This is a genomic window from Pseudomonas neustonica, from assembly GCF_003797945.1.
GTDB lineage: Bacteria > Pseudomonadota > Gammaproteobacteria > Pseudomonadales > Pseudomonadaceae > Halopseudomonas > Halopseudomonas neustonica.
The window spans coordinates 59,342-75,768 of sequence record NZ_RKKU01000008.1; the positions used below are offsets into that span (position 1 = coordinate 59,342).

Below are 16,427 nucleotides of genomic sequence, written 5' to 3' on the forward strand. Positions count from 1 at the left end.
AACATGAAAATAGAGCAGTTCTCTGGATATTTGAAACACCTGGTCTGGCTGCCCCTGCTGATGCTGGGCGGTTGCAATATGGCGCTGCTTGATCCCAAGGGTCAGGTCGGTATGGACGAAAAGTCGCTGATCATTACCGCGACGCTGTTGATGCTGATTGTGGTGGTGCCGGTCATCGTGATGACCCTTGCATTCGCCTGGAAATACCGCGCCAGCAACACCAAAGCCACCTATCGGCCCAATTGGTCACACTCCAATCGCATTGAGCTGGTTGTGTGGCTGGTGCCCTGTGTGATCGTTGCCATTCTGGGCACCATCACCTGGACCAGCACCCATGAGCTGGACCCTTACCGTCCGCTGGATTCCGACGTTAAACCGATCGAGATTCAGGTGGTATCGCTCGACTGGAAATGGCTGTTTATCTATCCGGAGCAGGGGATTGCCACGGTAAACGAAATTGCCTTTCCGAAAGATACGCCAGTGAACTTCAAGATCACCTCCCAATCAGCGATGAACTCGTTCTTCATCCCGCAGCTGGGCAGTCAGATCTATTCCATGGCGGGCATGCAGACCAAGCTGCACCTGATTGCCAACCATGAAGGTAGCTTTGAAGGTATCTCTGCGAACCTTAGTGGTGAAGGCTTCTCGGACATGAAATTCCAGGCCATCTCGACTTCACAAGACGGCTTCAAGGACTGGGTCGCCAAGGTCAAGGCCAATCCGGAAACCCTCGATCTGAATAGCTATCCTGCGCTGGTCGAGCCCAGTAAGGCCGATCCGGTGCGCTACTTCGGCGCCGTCAGCCCCACGCTCTATCAGCACATTCTTATGCAGTACGCCCACGGTGGTCACCACGCGATGAACAGCGCTGAGCACGCAGATGCCGACATGGTCGGCATGCACATGAACGCCCGTACCGAGGAGTCTAACTAAGATGTTCGGCAAACTTACCCTTGAGGCCGTGCCGTTTCACGAGCCCATCATCATGGTCACGCTGGCTGTGGTGGCGCTGCTTGGTTTCGGCGTATTCGCAGCACTAACCTATTACCGCAAGTGGGGCTACCTCTGGTCCGAATGGCTGACCTCGGTCGACCATAAGAAAATTGGTGTGATGTACATCCTGGTGGCACTGGTCATGCTGCTGCGCGGCTTTGCCGATGCGATCATGATGCGTGCCCAGTTGGCCGTCGCCCAAGGTGGCGCCGAGGGCTTCCTGCCACCTGAGCACTACGACCAGATCTTCACCGCCCACGGTGTGATCATGATCATCTTCATGGCCATGCCGTTCATGGTCGGCTTGATGAACATCGCCGTGCCGCTGCAGATTGGTGCCCGCGACGTAGCCTTTCCGTTCCTCAACTCGCTGAGCTTCTGGCTGTTTGTTGCCGGTGCGATTCTGGTCAATATTTCGCTGGGGGTAGGGGAGTTCGCCCGCACCGGTTGGGTGGCTTATCCGCCATTGGCCGAGCTTGGCTACAGTCCGGGGGTAGGGGTCGATTACTATATCTGGGCACTGCAGTTATCGGGGCTGGGGACGCTACTGACGGGGGTCAACTTCCTGGTTACCGTGTTCAAGATGCGTACCCCAGGCATGACCCTGATGAAGATGCCGATCTTTACCTGGGCCTGTACCTTTACCAATATCCTGATTGTCGCCTCGTTCCCGATCCTCACCGCGACCCTGGGTCTGCTGACGCTGGATCGCTATCTGGATATGCACTTCTTCACCAACGAGCTTGGCGGCAACGCCATGATGTACATCAACCTGTTCTGGGCCTGGGGTCATCCCGAGGTGTACATCCTGATCCTGCCAGCGTTCGGTATTTTCTCTGAGGTGATTTCCACCTTCTCCGGTAAGAAGTTGTTCGGCTACACCTCCATGGTCTGGGCGAGTGGTGCCATTACCTTGCTGGGCTTTGTGGTTTGGTTGCACCACTTCTTCACCATGGGCTCGGGTGCCAACGTCAACGCTTTCTTCGGTGTGGCGACCATGATTATCTCGGTGCCCACCGGTGTAAAACTCTTCAGTTGGCTGTTCACCATGTTCCGCGGCCGGATCCGTTTCACCACGCCGGTACTCTGGACGCTCGGCTTCATGGTGACCTTCACCATCGGCGGCATGACCGGCGTACTGCTGGCCGTACCGGGTGCCGACTATGTACTGCACAACAGCCTGTTTTTGATCGCTCACTTCCACAACACCATCATCGGTGGTGCGGTGTTCGGCTATCTGGCTGGTTTCACCTTCTGGTTCCCGAAAGCCTTCGGCTTCAAGCTCGACGAGCGTCTGGGCAAGGGTGCTTTCTGGTGCTGGATCAGTGGGTTCTTCGTCGCCTTCATGCCGCTTTACGTATTGGGCTTCATGGGTATGACACGCCGTTTGAACCACTACGACAATGCTATGTGGCAGCCCTACCTGATCGTGGCTTTCTGCGGTGCTGGCCTGATTCTGTGCGGCATTCTGTTCCAGATCGCGCAGCTAATCGTCAGCTTCAAGAATCGCGAGCAATTGCGCGACCTGACGGGCGATCCATGGGGCGGCCGCACATTGGAATGGTCAACCAGTTCACCACCGCCGTTCTACAACTTTGCGGAGCTACCTACTGTGCATAAGCTAGATGCCTTCCAGGACATGAAAGAGAAGGGCACTGCCTACCAGCGCCCAGCCAGCTATAGCCCGATCCACATGCCCAAAAACACCGCCGCTGGCGTGGTTATTGGCCTGTTGGGTGCGGTCTTCGGCTTTGCCATGGTTTGGCATATCTGGTGGCTGGCTGGTTTGAGCTTTATTGGCATGGTCGCCACCTTCATCGCTCGCAGCTACAACCAGGACGTTGATTACTACGTGCAGCCCGATGAAATCGAGCGCATTGAAAGCCAGCATCACGCGCGCTTTGAAGCGCACGGTCAAACGCTGAACACCACCTCATTTGCAGAGCAGGTTTAAACCATGTCGACGGATGTAATGAGTTCCCATCACGCCGCAGGCCATGACCACGAGCATGACCACGACAGCGGCGGCAACACGGTATTCGGTTTCTGGTTGTACCTGATGACCGACTGCGTGCTCTTTGCCAGTGTATTTGCTACCTACGCGGTGTTGGTCAACCACACCGCCGGTGGCCCCAGCGGCAAGGACATTTTTGAATTGCCCTATGTGCTGGGCGAAACCTTCCTGCTGTTGATCAGTAGCTGCACCTACGGCTTCTCCATGCTGGCAGCCCATCGTGGCGCCAAGAGCCAGGCGCTGGCCTGGCTGGGTGCGACCTTCCTGCTTGGCGCCGGATTCATCGGCATGGAGATCAACGAGTTTCATCATTTGATCGTTGAAGGTTTTGGCCCTGATCGCAGCGCCTTTCTATCGTCGTTCTTTACCCTGGTCGGCATGCATGGTCTGCACGTCACCGCGGGTCTGGTCTGGATGCTGGTACTGATGGCGCAGATCAAGACCCGTGGCCTGACCAGTCAAAACAACACGCGCCTGATGTGCCTGAGTCTGTTCTGGCACTTCCTGGATATCGTCTGGATCTGCGTGTTTACCATTGTCTATCTGATGGGAGTTGCCGCATGAGTCACGCATCTACTGAGACCGGCGCAGGGCACGGCAGTTACGGGTCTTACGCGATTGGTTTTGTGCTGTCGGTGATCCTCACAGTGATCCCGTTCGGCATGGTCATGAGTGGTAATTTCAGCCGCGAGACGGCACTGATCAGCATGCTGGTCATGGGCGTTGTACAGATTGTGGTGCATCTGGTGTGCTTCCTGCACATGAACACCTCCTCGGAAGGCCGGTGGAATCTGTTGGCCTTCCTGTTCACCGTACTGATTATCGTCATGCTGGTGGGCTTGGCCATCTGGATCATGGTCAACGCCGACATGTTGATGATGCCCTGGATGTTCAAGTGAAGCTAAAACGCTATCTGTTGATCACCAAGCCGGGGATCATCTTCGGCAACCTGATCGCGGTGGCCGGGGGATACTTCCTCGCAGCGCAGGGGCAGATTGATCTGACCCTGCTGCTGGCCACCGTGGTTGGTTTGTCGTTGGTGGTTGCCAGTGGCTGCGTGATGAACAACTGCATCGACCGCGATATCGACGGCCACATGCAGCGCACCCGCGAGCGGGTTCTGGTCACCGGGCAGATTTCCTTGCTCGCGGCCATGACCCATGGCCTAGTGCTGGGCGTGGCCGGCTTTGGCCTGCTGTGGTGGTTCACTACCCCCATCGCTACCTTGCTGGCGGCCTTTGGTTACATTATCTATGTGGGCTTCTACAGCCTTTGGCTAAAGCGCACCTCGGTCTACGGCACGCTGGTGGGCAGTCTCTCCGGCGCGATGCCACCGGTAGTAGGCTACTGCGCCGTCACCGGTCAGTTTGATACCGGCGCCGCCTTGTTGCTGCTGATCTTTTGCCTGTGGCAAATGCCGCATTCCTACGCGATCGCGATTTTCCGCTTTGACGATTACAGCGCCGCGGGGATACCGGTGTTGCCGGTAAAAGAAGGCATCAAGGTCGCCAAACAGCATATCGTCTGGTACATAGTGGCGTTTGCTGGCGCAGCACTGATGCTGTCGCTCTCCGGCTTTGCCGGTTACGGCTATCTGGTGATTGCGCTGCTGGTGAGCATCTGGTGGCTGGTTATCGCGCTGTCGGGCTACAAGCAGGAAGTGGACGATAAGGTGTGGGCGCGCAAGTTGTTCGGCTTCTCGATTATCGCCATTACCGCGCTGAGTCTGATGATGTCGATCGACTTTCGGGTGTTGCCCACGCAGGCACTGTTCGCTGCGCTCTGATTCTGTGTCTGGCATTACAACAACCCTCGCCACGTGCGGGGGTTGTTGTTTTTAGCTCTCCAGTCAGACCGCTAGAAACGCCAGCATGGCCGCATTAACATCGGCGGTCGCCTCGCTTTGAATCCAGTGCCCCTTGCCCTGCAGCATTTTAATCTGCACATGGGGTAAGCGATCACTCATCATCTCCCGTAGCTTGTTTTCACTTGCGCCCTGAATGGTCATATCGGCGCTGCCAACAATGAACAATACCGGGCAGGTGATCGGGCTATCGCGCCAAGGCAGCATCAGTCGCCAGTTTTCATCAAAATTGCGGTAGTAATTGATGCCGCCGGCGAAGCCGCTGTGGCGGTAAGCATCAATGTAGTAATTCAACGCCTCATCGGTCACCCAGTCCGGCTGCTCGGTGGGCTTGCCCAGGCGACCAATCCAGCCGCCTCCTTCCTTGGTAGAACGGCCCAACAGGGGAGGGTCGCGCGGTGTATCCGGTGAGCAGTAAAGCGCACGCAGAATGCCCTCAGGATCGGCATCGAACTCGGCTTCCGCGACCCCAGGCTGCTGAAAGTAAATCTGGTAGAAAAAGTTCTCGCCAAAATACCCACGCAAAAACTCAATCGGCGGAACGTCGGCCACCGGCCGCAGCGGCACACTCATATTGATCAGTCGCGACACCATCTCTGGATGACGCTGGACGAACTGCCAGCAGTTGATCGCGCCCCAGTCGTGACCGATCAGCAACACCGGCTCACCCGCGTTGGCTTGCTCTACCAGCTCCTGCATAAAGGCGCAGATGCGCACCACGTTGTAGTCACTGATCTCGGGCAAAGACGCGGTCTCGCCAAAGCCCGGCATATCCGGTGCTACGGCCCGATAACCGGCGTTAGCCAAGGCAACCATCTGCTCACGCCAGCAGTACCAGCACTCCGGCCAACCATGAATAAAGAGGGCAGCCGGGCCTTCGCCAAGTGTCGCCACGCGCGTTTGCAGACCTGTGATCTGCCAGGTTTCCAGAGCGATGTCATTGACGCTGTACATCAGGCTTCCTTATTTTCAGCTGCCGATTGGCGAAGGTATCTGAGTACCGCAGCGCTCGCGGCTGGGTCAAGACCTACATCCTTGTTGAATATCGCGTTATGGAAATCACTGAGGTCAGGGTGGGGCTTGTTAAATGTTATGTTATAACTATAATTGCGCTCGTCTTTCTGACTTCAACTACCTGACTGGACTATTCCCTAATGCCTGATCGACTCCCCGTAACCGTGCTCTCCGGCTTTCTAGGTGCCGGTAAGAGCACACTGCTGAACCAGATATTGAAGAATCGCGAAGGGCTCAAGGTCGCGGTTATCGTTAATGATATGAGCGAGATCAACATCGATGGCGGCGAAGTACAGCGCGACGTCAGTCTCAATCGCGCTGAAGAAAAGCTGGTGGAGATGAGCAACGGTTGTATCTGCTGCACGCTGCGCGAAGACCTGCTGGAGGAAGTAGGGCGCCTGGCAAAAGAGGGACGCTTTGATTATCTGCTGATTGAGTCAACCGGCATTTCTGAGCCGCTCCCGGTTGCCGAGACCTTTACCTTCCGCGACGAAAACGACACCGCACTGGCGGATATCGCGCGGCTCGATACCATGGTGACCGTGGTAGATGGGCTGAGCTTTCTTGCGGATTACCAACAATCCGAGAGCCTGCAGAGCAGGGGAGAGACGCTGGGCGAGGATGACGAGCGCTCGATTACTGACCTGCTGGTAGAGCAGGTCGAGTTTGCCGATGTGCTACTGATCAGCAAAGCAGACCTGATTTCCCAGGCCGCGCGTGAAGAGCTAGCCGCCATCCTGCGCGGGCTCAATCGTCACGCGAAAATCATTCCCATGGTCATGGGCCAAGTGCCCCTGAAGGAGATACTCAACACCGGCCGTTTTGACTTTGATCGCGCCGCACAAGCACCCGGCTGGCTGCAGGAGCTGCGCGGGGAGCACGTACCGGAAACCGAGGAGTACGGCATCGCTTCGACCGTTTACCGCGCGCACAAACCCTTCCACCCGCAACGCTTTTACGACTTTATCAGCAGTGAATGGAAGAACGGGCGCTTGCTGCGCTCCAAAGGTTTTTTCTGGCTGGCGAGCAAGTGGCACGAAGCGGGGAGCTGGTCTCAGGCTGGAAGCCTCATGCGCTATGGCTTAGCGGGTCGCTGGTGGCGCTTTGTCGATCGCAAGCACTGGCCGCAAGATGCCGACACCCTGCAGGAGATCATGAAGCACTGGCGCCCGGAGACCGGTGACTGTCGGCAGGAGCTGGTCTTTATTGGGCAGGGCCTGGACGTTGCCAGGTTAAATGCGGACCTGGATGCCTGTTTGCTGACAGATGAAGAAGAACAACGTAGCCGTGAATACTGGCTAACGCATGCTGATCCTTTTGGTGATTGGACGCAGCAAGCTGCCGCGCACTAAGTCTACTCGTGCTACAACTGCTCGAACGCGCCCGGATCTGGTTATGGACGGGCGCACGGCGCGGTGATTTCTCTGGTCTGGGCGTATACTCTAGCAATCTGCGTATTCCGGCCAATGTCTTACAAAGGCAGACTAGGTAAATCATGAGTGAGAGCTTCAATAGTATGACCGGCGTTGCAGCGGCGCTTGGCATAGGCATGCTGGTAGGCTTCGAACGGGAGCGGCGCAAAGGGCAGGGTGAGAGCCGCGCCAGCGCAGGATTGCGCACTTTCACCATAAGCGCATTACTAGGTTATGTGGCGATCAAGGTTGGTGGCGCTTTACTTTTGGCCATCGCAGCAGGCGGCCTGGCGTTGCTGGTTGCCGTCGCTTACTGGCGTAGTCAGAGCAAAGATCCAGGCCTGACTAGTGAAGTTGCGCTAATAACCGTGCTGGTGCTGGGGGCTCTATGCAGTACCGAGCCGCGGCTAGCCATCGCACTGGGGGTAATAGTTGCCGGGTTGCTGGCTTATCGACAAAAGCTGCACGATATTGCGCTTGGCCAGTTGACCGACGGAGAGATTCGCGACGGGCTGATCTTGCTAATCGCTGCGCTTGTATTGTTGCCCCTGGCTCCTGACCGCTATATCGATCCATACACCTCGATCAATCCCCACACAATATGGACCCTGACTGTTCTGCTATTAACGCTCGGCGCAGTTGGGCATATTGCCGTACGCATTCTGGGCACCCGTTACGGTTATGTCATCAGCGCAATTGCCTCAGGGTTTGCCTCCAGCACAGCGACCATAGCGGCGATGGGTAACTTTGTAGCCAGCCAGCCAGGCAACATCAGAACGTTAGCGGCGGCGGGCATTTTTTCCAATCTGGCCACCATGGCGCAGGTCGCCCTGATCCTTGGCGCCGTCGATATCAGCCTGTTGCGACCAATCTGGATTCCGCTGCTATGCGGGGCTGTAGCTACCGCGATCTACGGCCTGTGTCTGATGCGTTCGCCGCGCGATGGCGAGGTTAATGATGAGCCCGTCAAGGCTGAAGGCGCCTTCAGTCTCAAATTGGCCTTGATCGTGACGCTTACCATGACCGGCATTACGTTTCTTTCCGCCGTCATGCTCGACCAGTTCGGCCAGGCCGGAGTGATGATAACCGCAACATTGACTGGCTTTGCCGATGCTCATTCATCGACTGCCTCCATTGCAGCGCTCGCCAAGTCAGGTCAATTACCGATTACTGCCATCGTAGCGCCAGCGCTTATCGCTGTGAGCAGCAACTCAGTAAGCAAATGCGTAGTTGCCTGGATAAGCGGCGGACGCCAGTTTGCGATGTACGTGATCCCAGGTCAGGTGTTGCTCACGCTGGCGATGTGGCTGGGGGTATTATGGTCTTGAAGCAAGAGGCAAGAGGCCAGCCATGAGATGGAGCATAAACAGAGTTACCTTGACTGACGTCCTTTGATACCCTATTTAACATAATATATATTATGCGAAGTAATGCGTTTAGTCTGGCGATGCCATAGTGGCCAATCTCCTTGCAGGATTGGCTGCTATCCAGAGATCAGGAAGCGACTTGTGCATAACGCAAGAACTCGGCTGCTGGCATTGGCTTGGCAAAATAGTAACCCTGCCCATAGTCGCTGCCCAGCGATCTGAGTATGTCCTGGGTCTGTTGGTCCTCAATGCCTTCAGCTATGGTTTCCAGGTTCAAGCTGTGCGCCATTTGAATCACTGCTTTGACGATAGCGAGGTTTTGTTCGTTCTCGTTGAGGTTGAGGACAAAGGATTTGTCGATCTTCAACTTGTCGACCTGAAAGCGCTGCAGATAAGACAGGTTCGAGTACCCGGTACCAAAATCATCAATTGCGAGTTTCACCCCTAACCGCTTTAGGCTTTTCAGCCTTTGCTGAAAACTGTCGGACTGCTCCAGAAGCATGGATTCAGTTAATTCGAGCTCCAGCATCGATGGCGCTAAACCGGTACTCTCAAGCGCTTTATGGATAATGCTCTCGAGGCTGCCACGCTGAAATTGCACTGCGGAAAGGTTGACCGACACCACCAAGGCATCGCAGCCGCTGTTATGCCACTTGGCTGCTTCCTGGCACGCCTCATCCAGAACCCACTCGCCAATCCCGGCAATCAACCCTGACTGTTCAGCAACTGTAATAAAAACATCTGGCCCCAGCAGGCCTCGTTGCGGATGCTGCCATCGCAGTAATGCTTCTGCGCCAATCAGTGCGTTGTTCTGCAATTGCACTATCGGTTGAAAGTATAAAACGAATTCACCACGCGCTAACGCTTGTCGCAGATCCTGCTCAAGGCCGAGACGTTCGTGGGTATTGGTGTTCATGCGCTCGTCGTACAAGCAGAATGTATCTCGGCCCATTAACTTAGCCTGCTGGGTGGCCAGCTCTGCCTTTTGCAGTAAGACAGCAAAGTCATCACCGTCGCCTGGATAGAACGCGATGCCAATGGACAGCGACGTGCACAGCTGCATATCGCTCAAGAAAATAGGCTGGCTAGCAGCATGCTGTATGCGCCGCGCAACCGCTATCGCCGTTTCTTCGCAATCCAGGTCGGAGAGGATTATAAGAAATTCGTCACCGCCCTGGCGGCTAACTGAGTCAATACCGCGAACGGTAAGCTCGAGCCTGCTGGCCACCTCTCTGATCAGCTCGTTACCGGCGGCATAGCCAAGTGAATCATTGATCGTCTTGAAGTTGTCGATGTCGACAAACAGCAGAGCAAGCTGACCACCCTGCCCCTTGGCGCGATCAATGGCTTGCTGTACCTGTATCTCGATTGCCTGCCGGTTAGGCAGGTCGGTCAACGGATCATGGTCAGTCATGTGCGAGATACGTGCTTGTGAACTGCGGTAGCGCACCATCTCCTGATGCAGCTGGGTACGGGTGCAACGTAAATCACGCAGGAGTAAAGCAATTGCAACAGCAGCACCTATTAGAATGCTGCTGACCACCACAAGTCGGCCGACGCCTATCGCGACTGGCTCATAGACTTTAAGCTCTGTCATTGATGCGTAAGTGATAATCGCTACAACGCTCAGCATTATGCCGGTGAGCAACAGGAACAAGCGTTGAGAAGCAACTGACCCTGCAACGGCCAGTATTACAGGGAACGCCAGCAACGCGCCGCTATAGAGCCCCTGACTGTGCCACATCGACAGGCTAACGACAGCAGTAATGGACAACAGCACCATGGCTACCGGCAAATCAACCAAGCCGAATCTCGTCAGCCGTGGCGCGAGCATGATGACAGCGATGGCTGTTAGCACTAAAGCCGTGTCAAACCACTGGCCAATGCTGATTGTACGCAAAGCGATGACGACCAGAATGACTGCCTGCATATTTGCAATGAACCGTAATCGCTCAGCTTTTTGCGATTGTATCTTGCTGGCTAGCAGTGACTCCAAATCCTTTTCTAATTGCACCTCAGGCATACAGCGAAGGCTTCCTTGATGACGACGCTTGGTGGATCGAAGTACATCCAAACCGCGAACGCTAACCAATAGCATATAAAGTGCGCAAGCCCCTTTCTTGGGCGGCAAATGGTCTATGCAGAGCAAACCTATATAGAATGCGGCTTTGTGCCAAATAATGGGCGTCAAAATAAAGTTAAATGGTTTGCTAGCAAACCATTCGTTAGCAGTGGCTGGTTAGCAGATTTGCTTTTACCGGTTGCGGATTTGCACAAAGCTGCGGAAGATTAGGGCTACGTTACGCGCGAAGACACCGGTTCAACTACGCGCGAAGACACCGGTTCAACGTCGAATAAATACAAGAATAAGAGAATCAAGAATGTACAGATTACGGTCCCGATTGGCGCTATTTATATCACTAAGCTTATTGCCGGCTTTTTCAGCTTCCGCAGAAGCGCTCTCTTTGAATGATCGCGCCTTGGCGGCAGCCGAGCAGCTCAGCGACAAAGCCATTGCCTGGCGCCATGACATTCATCAGCATCCAGAGCTGGGTAATCAAGAGACGCGCACCGCGGCACTGGTTGCCGCGCATTTGAGCTCCCTGGGTATGGAAGTCGAGACTAACGTAGGTACAACTGGAGTAGTCGCATGGCTAAAGGGCGGCAAGCCCGGACCGGTGGTAGCCTTGCGTGCAGATATGGATGCGCTGCCAGTTAAAGAGGCAACCGCCCTGCCCTATGCATCGAATACACGGCAAATGTATCTCGGGAATGAGCAGGATGTAATGCATGCCTGCGGGCATGATGCGCATGTGGCGATTCTAATGGCTACTGCAGAAGCGCTTGCAGGGATGCGTGAAAGTCTGCCTGGGAGCGTGAAGTTTATCTTCCAGCCAGCTGAAGAAGGCCCCAGCGATTATGTTTACGATGGTGAGCGTTACTTTGGCGCGCGGCAGCTGGTTGCTGAAGGCGTTTTGCACGATCCCGCTGTGGATGTCATTTTTGGCTTGCATGTGACCGCCGCCCTTCCGACCGGCATGATCGCGTACCGCAGCGGTCCGACTATGGCCAGCTCCGGCGACTTGCATATCAGGGTCAGGGGCAAACAAACCCATGGCGCCCAGCCATGGGACGGGGTTGATCCTGTACTCGCCAGCGCGCAGATAGTCACGGCGCTACAGGGCGTGGTAAGCCGTCAGACGGATATCATGCAGGCGCCCGCTGTGGTCAGCATAGGTACAATCAATGGCGGTACTCGGCACAACATCATCCCTGATGAGGTGACCATGAGCGGCACCGTGCGCACGTTCAATGACGCAGTGCAGGCGCAGGTCAATGAGCGCATCAAAAACACGGCCGAGCATGTTGCTGCCGCCTCAGGCGCGACTGCTGAGGTCAATATCGTGCAAAACTACGCGACAACGGTGAACGACCCAGAGCTGACTGCGCAAATGCTGCCTACCCTGCGGCGTGCGGCTTGGAATATTGCCGAAACGCCCCTGGTGACCGGGTCTGAAGATTTCTCCTACTACGCCAAGGAAGTACCAGGGATGTTCTTTTTCCTCGGTGTCACCCCCACCGATAATCTAGGCAAGGCAGCACCAAACCATTCACCTGGTTTTTTGGTGGATGACCAAGCGTTGGTGACGGGTATCAAGGCGATGACGACGCTCACAACTGACTACCTGGAACACGTGGCTCAGTCCCAGTAAGATTATTCGTGCGGCATGCAGGCGGGCCAGGCACAGTCGGCATTGCTTCACGTTACTCACACCACAGCAGAAGTCAGCTCATCTGCAATATAGCGCTGCAACAACCGTATTAGCGAACTATCATAGGCAACAGGGGACATTCCATATTGCCATTATAAGTAGTCAGACTATGCTCAACCGCCCAAGCGAGTCGCCGTTCAATTTGGGCCACGCCATATTCAGCAAAAAGAATACCTTGGCGTGGTTCGTGCTCGCAGTTGCCCTTTTGACTACGTTGCTGGCCTGGCAATATCTACACACGCGGGAACAGGCATCGGCCCAGCGTCAATTTGAGATAGTCACAAGCGATATTGCCTCATCAATACGCAAGCGGATGGTCGATCACGAGCAGATTCTGCTTGGTGCCACCGGACTTATTGACGCCAGCGAAGTGGTCACCCGGCAAGAGTGGAAGCGACAAATAGAGCGCCTGCGTTTGGCTGAGCATTACCCCGGTATTATGGGAGTGGGTTATTCCGCCGTCATTGCGCCCGAAAATCTCGCTGCATTTGAAGCTGATGTGCAGGCTGAAGGCTTCCCCGGTTTCCGCGTTCACCCTGAGGGAGAACGCGCTCTTTACACTTCAATCCTGTTTCTTGAGCCCTTTTCTGGCCGAAACCTTGCCGCTTTCGGCTTTGATATGTACTCGGAGCCAACCCGACGCCAAGCAATGCAAGCGGCTGCAAGTAGCGGCCAAACTCGAGTAACAGGTGCCGTCAAACTGCTGCAAGAGACCCATGGTGAGGTTCAGGCAGGCATTCTTATGTACGTGCCTGTCTATACGTCAGAGCGCTCCTTGGCCACGGATTCATTGCGCAACTCGGCGCTTAAGGGCTTCGTTTACAGCCCCTATCGCATGGGGGATTTGCTCGATGGCATACTCGGGGAGGAAAACGTTCGGATTGACTAGAGGGTCCGACGGTATCCTGGAAAAATCCGCCAAATCAACCCTAAGTGTCTGAATTTAAAGGGAATATCCGGGGGTGTTCGTTATCTGGCATTAAGCACCACCATTATCGGGCTAACTTATGATCTTGGCGTTAAAATTCAGGGGTTGGACCTTGCGTCTCAAATCCAGGGTGTAGTCGCCAAAGCGGTTGATATGGGCCGTGCGGTACGGCGATAGCCCGCCCAAAACCTCCTTGGTGAGGCCTTGCCCGTCGTCGGCAAATGTTTTTAATGCCTGCGTCATCTGTTCGACGTTGTGCAGTATGACCATGTTGGCTACCAGCTGATTGTATTTGACGACCTTGCGCTGCTCGTGCCGGATATTCTCCGCAATGATCCCCTGCCCACCGAAAAACAACCACTTGGTAAAGTTGTTAAATTCTTCACTCTTGTTAGTAGCTGAATGGATGGTCTCGCGCAGTTCAATTTCATCAATGTACCGCAGTAAGAACAGCGTTCGAACCACTTTCCCGAGCTCTCGGAAAGCGAAATACAGCTTGTTTTTACGGCTGTAAGTTCCGAGACGGCGAAGGATTGTGGAAGCGGTAATCTGCCCTTTCTTGATAGAGACGGCGACTCGGAGCATGTCGCGCAAATGGGTTTCGATCAACTTGAAATTCACGTGCCCTGTAAACAGTGAATCGATATTTTGGTAACGGTATCGCTTATCGGGTCGGCACAGCGTCAGGTCTTGGATGTTGCGGATGCGCGGCATCAGATTAATGCCCAGCAGATAGGCCAACCCGAACACAGGGTAGCTCTGCGCCTGAGTATCACCGTGCAGTGTATCGGGCTGGATGTCGGACTTATTACTCATCAGCCCGTCGAGGATGTAAACGGCTTCGTACACCCCGCAGGGAATAAAATGGCTAAACAGCGCAATGTAGGTGTCGGATACGTGATAGTAACCAATGCCGCCGTAGCCCCCATAGCGGATGTGGTATTCGGAGAGCAGATTCTGCTCATAAAGATCCCACTTGGTACCGTCTGCCGAGACGTGGCGGCCGGTACCCCAGTATTTTGGCAAGTCGAACTTGTTGTAGGCGTTCACCACCTGAACGATGGCTTTATCCAGTCGTTCCTCGGTTGCGTGTTTGAGGTTGAGCCAGGCTACTTGCCGCGAGCTGATGCCTTTGATGGAACGCGCTGTCTGTGTGGGCCCCAGGTTGCATCCATAGCAGAACAGGGTTGTGATGAATCGCTTCTGGGCTTCGTTCAGGCGAGACTCGTTGCCCGACAAGGGCGTGAAGTTGCCGTGTAAATTGAGCCACTTTTCGGTATCGGTTAATACATCGATGATGCTGGTCTGCGGAAGAGTTTGGGTGATGAGCTCGTCGAGCTTTTTCAATTCACTGGTGGGTAGTTCAGCCTTGTGTCGGCGTAACACCAGTCGCCCATTTTGGATGTCCGCGTGCAGGTTTTTCGGGAACCGTTCATCTACCCTCCGGGAGGCCTCTGTAAGCAGGTCTTTCAGATGGACGCAAAATGCCTTGGGCTCGCTCAGCGGTAACTCCACCTGCTGGGCGTACTCCTCAAGCTCCGCATCGAGTGTCTCATCATCAATCAGTTGCTCCCGATAATCATCAAATTGGGCACTGTGTGGTATGTGAAGATCGCCCGATGACAGCTCCTGTTTGATATGGATCAGTATCCACAACTCCAGGTACTTGCGGTGCAATAGATCATAGTCACCCGACTGTTCGGACTTAATGAGCACCAACTTTCGCCACTTCTCCGGCATCCAGCCGGGGTCAAAGGTTTCGCCCATGGTGTCGCTGGCAGCCGCGATTTTAATGTACTCTGCACGGCTCGGCTGCAGAGAGCGAAAGAGCGTAAGCAACGCGTTTGAGCTGGTATCGTTGGAAGTGGATTTGAGTTCCAAAATGGTAAGGCAATTGAACAAGAGTGCCCGCTTCTGGCGATAGGGTGCGAGCATAAAGGGAAAGTAATTGTTGCCGGAATAAGCCATGTGCTCGTTGCAGCGGTCGATCAGCGTACCGCTGTTTTCGCCAATGATGTCCTCAATCGAGGACAAGCGCTGTTGCTGAGAGGTGTCTTGTTCGTAGGCTGTCAGCACATCCTTAAAGGTCTCTATCAACCGATCAACGTGTTTTTGGTGGTCCAGGAGGTATTGCTGTAACGCCGCCTGGGCGTGACTTTCCATGGCGCGAACCATACGGATGAGCAGTTCGGCCACATCATCAAGCGCCTTGCTGTGTTGATTGCGCGTCAGGATGACCGCCAATGCATAACGTTTATTGAATTTCAGGTCGGCCATCTCGGTCGCGTTCAGCGCACGCGCCTCCAACGCCAGCTGCCGGTGTTTGACGATAGGTAACTTGATCGCAGGCATCTCTTCGCCAAGCGTCTGCAGCCAGTGCACATGCTGAAGATAGCTACGCACCTCCTTGTTGCCGGGGCGCTTCGGTTCGCGTTTGAGAATATGCCAGGCACTGTAGGTCTGGCCGTTCGGTGAGAGCAGCTCATTAATCTTCTGCTTCGCCTCGTCAGTAAGCTGGGAGGTGATGGCGCTAAAGCAGCGCTCGTTCACGTGGTTCCGTGCACGCCGTGCCGTACGTTTCAGAACGGTGAAACCCGGCAACTCAAAACGATGGCGCACCAACTCTTCGAGCATGACGTTCACGATGTCCGCAAGCATTTCCTTGGTTTCCGCCGCATCCAGAGCAATCTCGTAAAGCCACTTATTGTCGGTGCCCGCCAAGGGCTTAACATCCAGGTAGGTCCGGATCTGCCTCAGGTGTCGGTGCTTGGCCCCGGATCGGTCGTACTGTAGGAGCTGCGTTTGGGTCGGAAGCTTTCTAAACTGACACTGGAGACCGACATGCTCAATGATTTCCCGTGGCACCGCCGCGAGGGACTGAAAATAGCCCAGGCGCTGAAAGAGCTTAAGATGAAGCAACAGACCCAATCGGGCCACCGGTGTTTTGGCCAGTCGACCCCAGAGCTGCTCAGTGTCGGACGGCGTATAGGATTCTTGCAGCTCTTTTTCGGTGATTTCGGATTTCAGCCGCGGGTAGGCTGTTTCGTGCAGGCTGCTCATGG

General features: G+C 54.9%; 12 protein-coding genes. 9 read left to right on the forward strand and 3 right to left on the reverse strand.

The genetic code is table 11. The features are described from left to right. Positions 1–3 precede the first annotated feature (3 nt). Genes cyoA through cyoE form a run of 5 tightly spaced genes read left to right on the forward strand, consistent with a single transcriptional unit; the run spans position 4 to position 4,793 of the window. Entirely contained in the window at positions 4–933 is a 930-nt protein-coding gene (cyoA, locus tag EF096_RS08745; protein ID WP_123889250.1) for a ubiquinol oxidase subunit II, read from the forward strand. Between the two features lies 1 nt (position 934). Further along, the gene (cyoB, locus tag EF096_RS08750; protein WP_123889251.1) at positions 935–2,947 is read left to right on the forward strand and encodes a cytochrome o ubiquinol oxidase subunit I; all 2,013 of its coding nucleotides are present in this window, start codon (positions 935–937) and stop codon (positions 2,945–2,947) included. A gap of 3 nt (positions 2,948–2,950) precedes the next feature. Then, complete coding sequence (locus tag EF096_RS08755) at positions 2,951–3,571, forward strand: cytochrome o ubiquinol oxidase subunit III (RefSeq protein WP_123889252.1); 621 nt, start codon at positions 2,951–2,953, stop codon at positions 3,569–3,571. Then, a complete protein-coding gene (gene cyoD / locus EF096_RS08760; RefSeq protein WP_123889253.1) occupies positions 3,568–3,906 on the forward strand; it encodes a cytochrome o ubiquinol oxidase subunit IV in 339 nt (112 codons plus the stop codon). Before EF096_RS08755 ends, cyoD begins: the two co-directional genes overlap by 4 nt. Then, on the forward strand, positions 3,903–4,793 hold the full coding sequence (gene cyoE, locus EF096_RS08765) for a heme o synthase (RefSeq protein ID WP_123889254.1): 891 nt from the start codon (positions 3,903–3,905) through the stop codon (positions 4,791–4,793). The genes cyoD and cyoE overlap by 4 nt, the downstream gene beginning before the upstream one ends. Positions 4,794–4,856: 63 nt before the next feature. Here cyoE and EF096_RS08770 read toward each other — a convergent pair whose 3' ends face one another. Then, positions 4,857–5,825, reverse strand: coding sequence for an alpha/beta fold hydrolase (locus EF096_RS08770; protein WP_123889255.1), 969 nt, complete (start codon positions 5,823–5,825; stop codon positions 4,857–4,859). Between the two features lie 200 nt (positions 5,826–6,025). On the opposite strand from EF096_RS08770, the gene zigA reads away from it, so the two are divergent. Together zigA and EF096_RS08780 are read left to right on the forward strand one after the other, a co-directional pair. Then, on the forward strand, positions 6,026–7,237 hold the full coding sequence (gene zigA, locus EF096_RS08775) for a zinc metallochaperone GTPase ZigA (RefSeq protein WP_123889256.1): 1,212 nt from the start codon (positions 6,026–6,028) through the stop codon (positions 7,235–7,237). Between the two features lie 143 nt (positions 7,238–7,380). Further along, positions 7,381–8,625, forward strand: coding sequence for an MgtC/SapB family protein (locus EF096_RS08780; RefSeq protein WP_123889257.1), 1,245 nt, complete (start codon positions 7,381–7,383; stop codon positions 8,623–8,625). A 166-nt stretch (positions 8,626–8,791) separates the two neighbouring features. Here the strand turns inward: EF096_RS08780 and EF096_RS08785 are convergent, their stop codons facing one another. Next, positions 8,792–10,594 (reverse strand): putative bifunctional diguanylate cyclase/phosphodiesterase, encoded by a 1,803-nt coding sequence (locus EF096_RS08785; protein ID WP_158611254.1) that lies wholly within the window; start codon positions 10,592–10,594, stop codon positions 8,792–8,794. 535 nt (positions 10,595–11,129) lie between these two features. Between EF096_RS08785 and EF096_RS08790 the strand changes: the two genes are divergently transcribed. Then, a complete protein-coding gene (locus tag EF096_RS08790) occupies positions 11,130–12,377 on the forward strand; it encodes an amidohydrolase (protein WP_235869681.1) in 1,248 nt (415 codons plus the stop codon). Positions 12,378–12,546: 169 nt separating this feature from the next. Further along, a complete protein-coding gene (locus EF096_RS08795; RefSeq protein WP_123889260.1) occupies positions 12,547–13,326 on the forward strand; it encodes a CHASE domain-containing protein in 780 nt (259 codons plus the stop codon). Between the two features lie 111 nt (positions 13,327–13,437). Here EF096_RS08795 and EF096_RS08800 read toward each other — a convergent pair whose 3' ends face one another. Further along, positions 13,438–16,425: a Tn3 family transposase gene (locus tag EF096_RS08800; protein WP_123889261.1), complete on the reverse strand. Its 2,988-nt coding sequence runs from the start codon at positions 16,423–16,425 to the stop codon at positions 13,438–13,440. Positions 16,426–16,427: the final 2 nt, after the last annotated feature.